Source organism: Bacillus sp. GC_Bacil_1, assembly GCF_026540675.1.
GTDB classification, from domain to species: Bacteria; Bacillota; Bacilli; order Bacillales; family Bacillaceae_G; genus Bacillus_A; species Bacillus_A cereus.
This window is the reverse complement of sequence record NZ_JALNUG010000002.1, coordinates 178,577-190,260: the sequence shown is the minus strand read 5'-3', so window position 1 is coordinate 190,260 and position 11,684 is coordinate 178,577. Positions and strand designations below refer to the sequence as shown.

Sequence of the window (11,684 nt, the reverse complement as noted above, 5' to 3'; positions counted from 1 at the left end):
AGGGGATAAGAATTTATGTATCATGTTTTCGTTTATGGCACGTTAAGAAGAGGACAAACGAATGCTCATTATATGCAAGGTGCAACATGCATCGCAGACAGAGCTTGGACATATGGAAAATTATTTGATACGAATGAAGGATATCCGGCCATGACTTATTCGATTGAAGAACAGGTGTATGGAGAAGTTTATGTAGTAAATGATGAGATATTGTGTAAGTTAGATGAACTAGAAGAATATACAGGTAATGCGGAGACTGATTTATATGATCGAATCACGCAAACAGTATATGTTGCTGATAGAGAAATTGAGGCATATGTGTATATCGCTCAGAATAAAAAGATGTTAAAGAAAGTGATAGAATCTGGTGACTGGCTTATGTATCAAAAAATATAATAAGGTAGTTTTAAAAATTGGAAAGCAGATAATGACGAATTCATTATCTGCTTTTTATTGTGTGAATAATTGTCGTTCTCTTTTTATTCTTATAGTTCTTAGTACGATTCCAATTCCGAGAAATAAAACAGTAGCAGCGACCCCGCTAATAGGATTTAACCAAAAATCACTACTGTTTGTAAGGGTAATAATCCCTGTTATGGTAACTAAAACAGTAGGAACAGCATCCTCGATCGCATGCATGATAACGCATGGCCAGACGGATTTTGTAAGTCTATATATTTCAACATACATAATTGACCAACAAACCATAAGGATACAGCCAGATAAAAGCATATTTAATCTTGAGATAGATTCAAAATATTCATTTGGCAAAAAGACTATATAATATGCAGCATGCCAAAGTGCCCAAATTAAACCAGAAATAATATAAATGTACCAATCATTTAGATTTAGTTCAATCAACTTTGGAGTTAAATAACCACGCCAAGAAAACTCTTCAAAAATATTTTTAATAAAGTTACCAATAGTAGACATGACTATGAGTGACAATAACGTGGATATATCAAAACTAGCAATATGAGCTACTCCAAAAATGAGCGATATGCTTATCGTTATTACTGTAACGAATGGATAAATAAGTAGTGCAGTGAAATACCATATAAAGTTTCCTTTCAAATTTGGCTTGATGCCAAAATCATTCCAATCTCGGCTAATAACTCTAAGTAAAATGCTTACGAGGAAAGGTAATATTAGCCATAACCCCATACCTAAAGTATTTCCTTCAGGTTGATTTGTTAGAAGAGAATCTAGAAATACCCCAATCCATCCACTGGCCAAAACAGTTAATACAAAAATAAGTAAATATAACTTTAGTGATTTCTTTTTCGCGACATTCATTTGAAGAGCCTCCTTTACTTTTGTTTATCCTACTATTTATGGGCAGTAAAACGCCCATTGATTAAAGTCTTTAATTTTTACAATGTTTTTTAATAAATAAATTAAATAGGAGACAAATAGAAAGTAGTATCTTTTGCATGCATCACTATACTATATGTGTATTTGTGTGATTTAGATGTTGCATATTCTTTTTAAATTAGAAAGATGAAAAGTAAGTTTTTTCGAAAAATTCAAATGGAAACTATTGACTTTATGATTGGATTTTTAATACAATAATACTTCGACTGAAAAATTAGAACGGACAGGAGGGAATCGTCGAAATGAGCAACATATTTGAAGATGAGTTACAAAAAATGAAGGATACTTTACATACGATGGATGAGCAATTGGATAAGCTTGAAAAAATCCCAGTTTATTATGGAGAAGATTTTAAAGAGCAAATTCTTGAAAGTATGAGAGAGTCTAATAGACAAAATTTACGTATTGGTGTGCAAGAGCCGTACTTTGGAAGGTTAGATTTTCAGGAAGATGGTAAAGAAGCAGTTATGCCGATTTATATTGGAAAAGTAGGGGTTTCGGATATGGACACGATGAAACCAATCATTATTGATTGGCGAGCACCTGTCGCAAGTATGTTTTATTCATTTACCGGTGGAGAAGAATTAGCATTTTATCAATCACCAGATGGGTTAGTAGAAGGTGATGTGTATTTAAAACGAAACATTTCTATTCGAAAAAGAGAACTTGAACGTGTTGTTGATACATATGTAAAAGGAAATGAAGATGTATCGCATGCCGATGATTTTCTTCTATATCGATTAGGTGAGAATAAAGATAATAAGCTAAAGGATATTGTTTCAACGATTCAATCGGAACAAAATGATATTATTCGAGCGGAAAGAAATTTACCATTACTTATTCAAGGGGTTGCAGGGAGCGGAAAGACAACAATCGCTTTACATCGCCTTGCTTTTTTGATTTATGAATATCGTGAGCAGCTAGAAGCTGAGAGAATGATCGTATTTGCGCCGAATAGTCTGTTTTTAGACTATATTTCGAGTGTACTTCCTGAATTAGGTGTAGGGAATATTAGTCAAACAACGTTTTCGGATTGGGCATTACGTACGTTAGATGATTCAGTTATACTAAAGCAGACAGAAGAAAAATTGAAAGAAGCATTTTCAATTAATCGTGATGAAAAGAAGGTAATGCTAGGTAAATTAAAGGGTACGTTGGAATTTAAGACGTATATTGAAGAGAGAATGATCCAATTTGAAAATGAGTTAGTTCCGACAAAAGATTTTGAGGCGTGGGATAGAGCGATTATTCCAGTAGAAGATATTAAAAAATGGATGCAAGTTGAATATAAACATTATCCTTTAAAGAAAAGAAGAGAACGATTAGTAGGACGAATGAAGCGCTGGATTGAAATTGAACTTAAAAAATTCGGGGAAACAAACGAGAAAAAATTACTAAAAAAAGAAGCGACTAAGAGACTGAACGCATATATGAAGTTTTGGCCGAAAATGAGTGCTCTAACACTGTATAGTTCAATAGTAAAAAGTAAAGAAATACTTGAGGTATTACCTGAAGAACTTGTTCAAGAAACAGAAAAGAGTTGTCGTAAAAAAGAAATGTATGTAGAAGATTTACCAGCTTTAATATACATACATCATCGTATAACAGGGATTGAAATAGGGCAGAAGTTTCATCACGTTGTTATTGATGAAGCGCAAGATTTTTCGCCTTTCCAAGTTTATGTATTAAAAGAAATTACATTAGGTAATTCTTTCACTATATTAGGTGATTTATCGCAAGCGATTTATGATTATCAAGGAATTGAAGATTGGAATGCTTTTAAGGAAGTATTCCAAGAAACCGGTTATTATGAATTAACAAGAAGTTATCGTTCTACAAAAGAAATTATTGAATTTGCAAATGAAATAATTAAAAATGCAGAAATCCCAGTAGGACTCGCAACACCAGTCTTCCGCAGTGGAGAAGATGTGAAAGTAATTCATACAGAAAATCAATTTACTGAAATTGTGAAGACGGTAAAACATTTGCAAAATGAAGATGTGAAAACAATTGCGGTAATCGGAAGAACAGAAGATGAATGCCGTGATATATATGTGAAATTAACAAATGCAGGATTAACGGTAAACGTAATTGAAGCAAACCAAAGTAAATATGAAGGTGGTATATCAGTAGTACCTGTCTATTTAGCGAAAGGTTTAGAATTTGATGCGGTGCTTTTAATTGATGTGGATGAGGAACATTACAAAAATACAAAACATGATGCAAAGTTACTATATGTTGGATGTACGAGATCACTTCATGACTTATGGATTTTCCATAGTGGGGAAGCGTCACCTTTAATTAAAGGATTAAAATAAAGTGAAACTATAATCAGTGGGGAGTTTTACTGCAAGCTAATGTGGGATAAATATAAAAAGAGGATTTTCTAGTACAGTATGAAGATCCTCTTTTTTATATTAAAATGGTAGACGAATTAATGACTTGAGCTGTTGTTTAAATGATATACGATGCTTTTTTCTAATTCCTTAGTTTGTTCTTTTTCCCATGTACGAACAGCATCTACTGGAGTTTGTGTATGTTTTAACCAATCTAGAATAAGGTGTAGTTGTTCTTGTATTTGACCAATGTTTTGCTCCTTTATGTTCTTATTCTGAATTCTATTAGTTAATTGAAGCATATAGGGAAGTTTTTCTATACATTCGCTTAAATCTCCGCAATAACCTGAAGGGAATTCATGTGTACCAAATTCTAAAGTATTGATGTAATTAGAAACTAGGTATATCATGGCTTTTTGTTCGGTATCACCACCTAATTCAATCGCTTTTCGAAGGGATTTTTCTAAATCGTCTTCTTTATTGCTAGAGTCCATATAAATTCCTATCCATCTAAAAGGTCTTGAATCAATCGGGTTGTTTTCTGTCCATCTATATAGAATGTCAATTAGAAAACTATTTAGTGAGAAAGTTAAGCCCTCATCTTTTTCGTTTAATGCATCTAAAATAGTAAACAGCGAAATGGCAAACTCTTCTTGATCTTTTGATTCCCATGTTTTTGCATTGGAAATAAATGTCTCTAAATGTTTATAAGCTAATTTTCGAAGTCCCGCTTCGCGATGCTGACAGTAACAAATAAAATCATGCCAATGCTCATTTGTATTCATATGTATAATAATAGTTTGTAATGTAGTGAGAGGTTTATCCATTATAAGTCCCCAATCTATTAAGAACGTGTTGAAAATTTAGTGTTATTATATCATTACATAAATTAAAAAGGGAGAGTTACTATGATTACAAAAGTAATTACGAAAAGTAATTGGGAAATCGCAAAAATAATTGGAAAAATTAATGAAGATTCCCTTATAGAAGAGGGATTTATTCATTGTTCATTAGTAGATCAAGCTTTAAGAGTTGCAGAAAAATATTTCAAGCATGAAGAAGATGTTTTATTACTTACAATTGATCCAGCCCTATTAAAAGCAGAAGTAAAATATGAACTTGCTTCAAACGGTCAAGAATATCCGCATGTTTACGGAGTAATTAATGTTGAGGCGATTGTAGAGGTTGTTCCATTTTCTAAAGAAAAAGGGGAATTTATATTACTTAAATCAGTTCGACTTTAGTAATAGGCGATGGAGTTCGCTATAATTTCTATATATAGCTAATGAATCCTATTGATAAACGAGATTTTTTGTTTATCAGTAGGATTTTTAATTTTATTCGAACAGACTTAAAAAGAGCACATTTGAATAGTGCTCTTTAAGAGAAAAGTGAATTAGGGTTTTTACTTCTAGATAATGTATGAGTGATTCATCATAATGTGACGATGAATCACAAAAGAGCAGTTAGAGTGGGAAGAATTTAAGATGGATTTTATTGGTCACGGGATCCAATCGATTGGTAATGAAGCAGTTCTAACAGGACTCATTATAGACTTTGAAGATGAAACGTAAAAAAATTGTTACGTTTATCTGAATATTGAGGGAATACAAAAATTTTATTTATCTAATTTTTAGAAAACATAGACTATAACATTAATAAATGGTATAATTTCCTTGTTATTGGAATTAAAATGAAAATATTAGAAGAAAAAGGATTGGGCTGGTTTTAATGGGGGGTTCTGATCACAAAGAAACAAAGGCAATATTAAAGTTATGGTTTATTTATATACCACTTGCATTTGGAGAGTTTGTCTTTTCGAATATCATAGGTTATTTAAAAAAATAAAGATTTTGCATTTGAAAAACAATTAACCTAATTTAATTGTTTTTTTATTTTACTTTAATAAACCAAATAAAAATAGAGATTTTGAACAAGATGAAGTTTATGAAGGAAATAACGTTGATTAGGTGCTGAAAACAGTGTGAAATCAACAGTGCCTAAAGAATAAAACAGGAATCATTCAACCATGGTAATTTTCCGTTTTATTAGCTTCCTATAGTGATATGTTATGGTCACATCATATGTGTACGATACTTGTAACTTAATATAGCATTACTGGAATTTCAAAATTAGTAGTTAAGGTTGCTACCTTTTAGAGTGTTATAGATATATATAACTTAGCTAAAAAAGCACAAATCATATAATTTGCGCTTTTCATTATCTGTTTTTGGTAAAAAAAGCACAGTTTTTGTCACACTAATACTGTACGATACATAGTATAAAACACATACTGTATGACATATAGTAATGGAAATGAGGTGAGTGAATGGATACTTTATTAAACTCGTTAATTACTGAGTTAAGAAGAGGGACATTAACGTTAGCTGTTTTAAGCCAATTAAGAACGCCACAGTACGGATATTCACTTGTCCAGTTATTGGAGCAATCAGGGGTTACAATTGATCAAAGTACTTTATATCCACTACTTCGCCGATTAGAAAAGCAGGAATTAGTGACGAGTAGTTGGGATAAAACGGAGAGTAGACCTCGTAAGTATTATGTTTTAAGTGATTATGGATTAGAAATATTTTTGCAGTTGAAAAAAGAATGGATAAAAGATTCGAAAGAACTTTATAACTTATTAAAGGAGGAGGAAGGGAATGAATTTAATTGATCTCTATATCCAAGAGGTTGCGAAGAGATTACCTGAAAAAAATCGTGAAGATATTACACTTGAACTAAGGTCAACTATAGATGATATGTTACCTGAAGATTATAATGAGGAAGATGTAAAGAGCGTTCTCGAAAAATTGGGGAGTCCGGTTTCATTGGCTAATGGTTATTTGGATAGACCGATGCATTTAATTGGACCACGTTATTTTGATGTATATACAACGTTGTTAAAAATGATTATACCAATCGCAGCTGTCATTGCACTCATATCAATGGTTGCAGAAAATTTTATAGGCTATAGTGGTGATCAAGCGGTATTAAATGTTATTTTACAATTGATAGGTAAAGGCATTGGGGAAATTTTTGAAGTGGGCCTCCATGTATTTTTCTGGTTGACACTTGTGTTTGTTATTTTAGAAAGAACAGATAAAGACAAAGGTATCGAGCCGTTGACGACAAGTTTAAAAAAATGGACACCAGATGATTTGAAAAACATCTCGTATATCCCAAAGAAAAAAGCAATCTCGAAGTTTGAAGTTTTTGCAGGTTTAATGTGGACAGCAGTTTGGGCTACACTTTACTTTTATGCGAATCATCTTGTTGGCGTATATAACGGTACGGCAAATGGACTGAAGTTTGTTTCGCCAACTTTTAATCAAGATGTTTTATTGCAGTACTGGCCAATCGTTGTAATTATGATTGTTTTTGAAATATGTATATCCCTTTATAAATTGGTGCAGGGACAATGGACTCAAAGATTGGCGATTGGGAATGCTATTCTTCAAGTAGCTGGGACGATAGTATTCATTGTAATTGTAGTAAATCCACATTTATTTAACGCAGGATTTATTACGTATTTGGCAAATGCATTTACTATTTCCCCAGAGGAGTTTAAAACGTGGCTCATTGGGGGAGGAATTTTCTTTTATATGTTATCTGCTGCAATAAATATATTTGATGGTTTCCGAAAAGCTAGTATTCGTATGTAGATAAAAATCGGAAATTTCGATAAAATAAAACTATTAAAAAGATAGTGAAATAAGATGAACATGATGAAAGGAAGAAAATAATGATAAGGGAAGCAACGAAAAGAGATTTAGCATACATTTTAGATATTTATAACGATGCGATACTTTATACAACAGCTGTATATGCGTATAAACCTGTAACCCTTGAAAATAGAATAGATTGGTATGAACAAAAAAAGGCTGAAGGGTATCCCATTTTCGTATATGAATTAGATAATAAAGTAGTAGGGTTTGCGACATTCGGCCCATTTAGAGCGTGGCCTGCTTATAAATATTCAGTTGAACATTCTGTGTATGTAGATAAGGCATATAGAAAAAATGGCATTGGGTCTTCATTAATGAAAGAATTAATCAAAATTGCGAAGGAAAGAGAGTATATGACCTTAATTGCTGGAATTGATGCAGAGAATGAAAAAAGTATTGCCTTGCATCAAAACTATGGATTTGTTCATGCAGGGACAATAAAAAAAGCTGGTTATAAGTTTAATAAATGGCTAGATTTAGCTTTTTATCAGCTGGAACTTAACGGTCCTGAAAATCCTATAGAAGAATAAATATTTTTCGGTAGCAAGAAAAAATTCATGCTACCTTTTTCTTATTTAAATAGCTGATATGAGCTGCCGAAAAGTTTTTTTATATTCGATATTGAATTTATTGGTATAATAGGAATGTTTAACGAATTTCCGCTTCTTTATGTGATGAGGGGAAAAGATTTACCGAATCGCCGTGAAAATAAAGAGGTAGATGAAGCTTTTGCAGTAGTTTTAAAGTACATATACAAAGAATATAGTGAAAACATGCTAGGAGTGAACGGTTGAAAAGAAACTTAAAGACTTCAACAATCATTATTTTAATTTTAACGATTATTGCTCTTGAAGTTGGAATCGCACTATATGATCACGATTTGTCATTAGATACAATTTACTTTACAGCGATCCTTATTTGTATTGTATTGCTTTTTGGCACACGTGTTTCTGGAGAGAAAGAAAGTACATCGAAACGAGGAAGAAGAAAAACAGTTCTTATATTTTGGCCATCTATTTTATTGTCTATTGTTTGTTTTGCGGTTATAAGTTACATAAGGGTAGGATATGTCTCTGTACCAGGGATAATTGGCTTTTCATGCTTTGTTACATATGGTGGATTCGTATGTATTAGTATTTTAAAGAGAAAAAATAAAATGTAGATTACTAAGCTGAAAGGAAGCAATATAAATGAAACATATAAAGAACGGTACACGCACTGAAGGAGAATATATTAAAAATAAAGTTATTCAATATAATATGTCCATCTTAACAGATGAGGCAAGACAGACGATGGAAGAAGTACGCCTCGTAGTAAAAAATGAAGAAGGAAAAATTTTTGGTGGCGTAACAGGTACGATGTATTTTTATCACCTTCATATCGACTTTTTATGGGTTGATGAATCAGTTCGTCATGACGGTTATGGCAGCCAACTTTTACATGAAATTGAGGGTATTGCGAAGGAAAAAGGGTGTAGATTAATATTGCTAGATTCATTTAGTTTTCAAGCACCAGAATTTTATAAAAAGCACGGTTACAGGGAGTATGGTATTGTTGAAGATCACCCGAAAGGTCATAGTCAGCACTTTTTTGAAAAGAGATTATAATAATATTATGTATACTGTTTGATGGGAGAAAGAATATGTACACGTATAAATTGCAACAAGAACAACCAATCTGTGCAGAAAAAATAAAAAAACTTTATGATTCTGTCAGTTGGTGGCCAGAAAGAAAAGAAGTCGATATTGAAAAAATGTTAAAGAATAGCATAGCCATTGGAGTATGGGAAGAAAATGAATTAGTTGGATTTGCTAGAGTCGTTTCTGATGGTATTTTTCGAGCATACATTGAAGATGTTGTCGTACATGAGAGTGTAAGAAATAATGGTATTGGAGAGAAGATGCTAACAATATTACTTCGAGAAATATCTCATATTGATATTGTTAGTCTATTTTGCGGAGAGAAGCTAATAAAGTTTTATGGTGAGCAACAATTTCAAACAACGAAGCAAATTGTGATGCATCGTAATCAAACAGGGAAAGAATAAGAGGTGCCAATTAAAATGAATGCAACAAGAGCGTACTGTTTATCGAAAAGAAAAGCGAAAGAAGATTCTCCAGATGGCTGGAGTGCAACATGTATGAGGCTTAATAATAAAATATTTGCGATAGTAAATCATGAAGAAGGTGAAAAAGCTGCGATTACATTGAAGTGTGACCCAGAAGTCGCATTAAGAATAAGAGAAGATTATCCAGAAACAATTATTCCAGGCTATCATATGAATAAAAAACATTGGAATACTATTTATATTCATAAGGGTATAGAACAGGAGCAAATAAATAAAATGATTGATTGGTCGTATGATTTAGTACTACAATCATTTTCAAAGAAAAAGCAGCAGGAGTTAATGAATTAATATGTATTAGGAGTGTGTGTAATGAAAGATTCGATTAAAGATACGTATGATAAATTAGCGAGTACATATAAAGAAAATCTAGATTTCGCAAATCCATATAACAGTTATTATGAAAGACCGGCGATGATGGAGCTTATTTCAAAGGAACTAGAAGGAAAAAAGATACTAGATGCTGGATGTGCAGCTGGATGGTATACTTCTCAATTCATAGGAAGAGGAGCAAATGTTACAGCAATTGACGTAAGTCCTGAAATGGTAAAAGCAGCAAAAGAAAATATAGGAGAAGAAGCGACGTTCCTTTGTCATGATCTGCAAGAACCATTGCCATTTGAAAATAATACGTATGATGTGATTGTAAGTTCGTTAACTCTTCATTACTTAGAAAATTGGAATCAAGTATTTCAAGAATTTCGTCGCGTATTGAAGCCGGGTGGAGAACTTATTTATTCTATTCATCATCCTTTTATGGATTTCACAAAGTTTCCATGTGAAAATTATTTTGAAAAACAGTTATTAATAGATACTTGGGTTAAACCGAATATTACTATTGAAGTCAAGTTTTTTAGAAGATCATTACAAGACATACTAAATGAAACTACAAATTATTTTGTATTAGAAGAGATAGTGGAACCGAAGGCAATTGAAAAAATGAAAGAAGTAAGCGAAAAATCATATCATTATTTAAATATGAATCCACATTTTCTTATCATAAAAGCAATCAATAAATAGCTAGTAAAATAACTTTGTTTTACTAGCTATTTACAGTTTTACATTACATATTAGGAGACTTTAAAATGAATACGAAACGAAATAGAGTAGTATATGCACTATTTACTATAGTTGTTATTATTTTAGGTCTTAGCTCAAGAAAGTTTGCTTTTGCACTACCACATCTATTAAATGATTATTTAGGTGATGCATTATGGGCATTAATGATTTTCACTGGCTTTGGATTTTTGTTTCCTAAAACAGAGACGAAGAAGTTGGCTTTTATTAGTTTAATGTTTTGCTACGGGATTGAAGCGAGCCAATTGTATCATGCGGAATGGATAGATAGCATTCGTGCAACGACTTTGGGGGGACTCGTGTTGGGATACGGTTTTTTGTGGAGTGATGTAGTGGCTTATACAATTGGTGTTGGAGTGGGAATACTTTGTGAGTTTATGTTACGGAGGAAATAATCGATTTTAAAAAGGAGCCCTTTATGAAAAAAATAATATTAATTGGTTCTGGTGGTTCAGGAAAATCTACATTAGCAAGGCAGTTAGGGAATAAATTAAATATTAAGGTGCATCATCTTGATGCATTATTTTGGAAACCGAATTGGGAAGGTGTTCCGAGAGAAGAACAAATAACAGTTCAAAATAACTTAATTAAAGATGAGAAATGGATTATTGATGGGAATTATGGCGGGACGATGGGTATAAGACTGAATGCAGCTGATACAATTATCTTCCTTGATATTCATAGAACAATTTGTGTTTATAGGGCTTTTAAAAGAATTGTAAAATACCGAAATAAAACAAGACCAGATATGGGCGCGGGATGTGAAGAAAGATTTGATTTGCAATTTTTTAAATGGATATGGGAATATCCTAATGCTAAACGACCTACAATTTTAAAAGGGTTAGAGCAATTGCCCGAAGAGAAAAAGGTTATTGTTTTAAAATCTCCAAATGAGGTTCGGAAATTTTTAGAGCACATATAATAATAGAATGTAACAAAACAATTCTTTGTAGATCTTACCGATTAGTTTAATAAAACTAATCGTTTTTTATTATGAAAAATTTAACGCTTTTTGAAAATTGTATTTTGTAATGAGTATATGAC

Annotated in this window: 15 protein-coding genes, 1 pseudogene and 1 riboswitch; of the genes and pseudogenes, 14 read left to right on the top strand and 2 right to left on the bottom strand. The window is 32.2% G+C overall.

Translation table 11 applies throughout. The annotated features are described in order from the left end of the window. Positions 1 to 15 precede the first annotated feature (15 nt). Positions 16 to 396, top strand: coding sequence for a gamma-glutamylcyclotransferase family protein (locus tag OXT04_RS04025; RefSeq protein ID WP_097923875.1), 381 nt, complete (start codon positions 16 to 18; stop codon positions 394 to 396). A gap of 54 nt (positions 397 to 450) precedes the next feature. Here OXT04_RS04025 and OXT04_RS04020 read toward each other — a convergent pair whose 3' ends face one another. Beyond that, positions 451 to 1,296, bottom strand: a complete 846-nt coding sequence (locus OXT04_RS04020; protein ID WP_001099770.1) for a CPBP family glutamic-type intramembrane protease — start codon at positions 1,294 to 1,296, stop codon at positions 451 to 453. A gap of 320 nt (positions 1,297 to 1,616) precedes the next feature. On the opposite strand from OXT04_RS04020, the gene OXT04_RS04015 reads away from it, so the two are divergent. After that, positions 1,617 to 3,692 carry a HelD family protein gene (locus OXT04_RS04015; protein WP_097923874.1) on the top strand — a complete coding sequence of 692 codons (2,076 nt, stop codon included), beginning with the start codon at positions 1,617 to 1,619 and terminating at the stop codon, positions 3,690 to 3,692. Positions 3,693 to 3,808: 116 nt separating this feature from the next. Here the strand turns inward: OXT04_RS04015 and OXT04_RS04010 are convergent, their stop codons facing one another. Continuing rightward, positions 3,809 to 4,537, bottom strand: coding sequence for a hypothetical protein (locus OXT04_RS04010; RefSeq protein WP_000360509.1), 729 nt, complete (start codon positions 4,535 to 4,537; stop codon positions 3,809 to 3,811). Between the two features lie 81 nt (positions 4,538 to 4,618). Here OXT04_RS04010 and OXT04_RS04005 point away from each other — a divergent pair, with 81 nt between their 5' ends. From OXT04_RS04005 to OXT04_RS03950, 12 genes and pseudogenes are all read left to right on the top strand, one after another. Further along, entirely contained in the window at positions 4,619 to 4,954 is a 336-nt protein-coding gene (locus OXT04_RS04005) for a DUF952 domain-containing protein (protein ID WP_000629080.1), read from the top strand. Next, positions 4,951 to 5,012: riboswitch (Fluoride riboswitch) on the top strand. Its footprint overlaps the gene before it by 4 nt. Before the next feature lie 1,027 nt (positions 5,013 to 6,039). Next, a complete protein-coding gene (locus tag OXT04_RS04000; RefSeq protein WP_000380302.1) occupies positions 6,040 to 6,387 on the top strand; it encodes a PadR family transcriptional regulator in 348 nt (115 codons plus the stop codon). Then, the gene (locus OXT04_RS03995; protein ID WP_001048872.1) at positions 6,374 to 7,375 is read left to right on the top strand and encodes an HAAS signaling domain-containing protein; all 1,002 of its coding nucleotides are present in this window, start codon (positions 6,374 to 6,376) and stop codon (positions 7,373 to 7,375) included. The genes OXT04_RS04000 and OXT04_RS03995 overlap by 14 nt, the downstream gene beginning before the upstream one ends. An 80-nt stretch (positions 7,376 to 7,455) precedes the next feature. After that, complete coding sequence (locus tag OXT04_RS03990; protein ID WP_000617523.1) at positions 7,456 to 7,968, top strand: GNAT family N-acetyltransferase; 513 nt, start codon at positions 7,456 to 7,458, stop codon at positions 7,966 to 7,968. Between the two features lie 99 nt (positions 7,969 to 8,067). Continuing rightward, positions 8,068 to 8,232: pseudogene (locus OXT04_RS03985) on the top strand (serine hydrolase); the annotation flags it as partial. Next, positions 8,229 to 8,600: a hypothetical protein gene (locus tag OXT04_RS03980; RefSeq protein WP_000827991.1), complete on the top strand. Its 372-nt coding sequence runs from the start codon at positions 8,229 to 8,231 to the stop codon at positions 8,598 to 8,600. The pseudogene OXT04_RS03985 and the gene OXT04_RS03980, both read left to right, overlap by 4 nt. Positions 8,601 to 8,628: 28 nt before the next feature. Then, a complete protein-coding gene (locus OXT04_RS03975) occupies positions 8,629 to 9,045 on the top strand; it encodes a GNAT family N-acetyltransferase (protein WP_000680536.1) in 417 nt (138 codons plus the stop codon). Between the two features lie 35 nt (positions 9,046 to 9,080). Beyond that, positions 9,081 to 9,485 carry a GNAT family N-acetyltransferase gene (locus OXT04_RS03970; protein WP_000288977.1) on the top strand — a complete coding sequence of 135 codons (405 nt, stop codon included), beginning with the start codon at positions 9,081 to 9,083 and terminating at the stop codon, positions 9,483 to 9,485. A gap of 15 nt (positions 9,486 to 9,500) precedes the next feature. Next, positions 9,501 to 9,854 (top strand): MmcQ/YjbR family DNA-binding protein, encoded by a 354-nt coding sequence (locus OXT04_RS03965; RefSeq protein ID WP_000994614.1) that lies wholly within the window; start codon positions 9,501 to 9,503, stop codon positions 9,852 to 9,854. Between the two features lie 21 nt (positions 9,855 to 9,875). Beyond that, a complete protein-coding gene (locus tag OXT04_RS03960; RefSeq protein WP_098014960.1) occupies positions 9,876 to 10,583 on the top strand; it encodes a class I SAM-dependent methyltransferase in 708 nt (235 codons plus the stop codon). 65 nt (positions 10,584 to 10,648) lie between these two features. Continuing rightward, the gene (locus OXT04_RS03955; RefSeq protein ID WP_001093460.1) at positions 10,649 to 11,035 is read left to right on the top strand and encodes a ribosomal maturation YjgA family protein; all 387 of its coding nucleotides are present in this window, start codon (positions 10,649 to 10,651) and stop codon (positions 11,033 to 11,035) included. Between the two features lie 23 nt (positions 11,036 to 11,058). Further along, entirely contained in the window at positions 11,059 to 11,562 is a 504-nt protein-coding gene (locus tag OXT04_RS03950; protein ID WP_000720562.1) for a DNA topology modulation protein, read from the top strand. Positions 11,563 to 11,684: the final 122 nt, after the last annotated feature.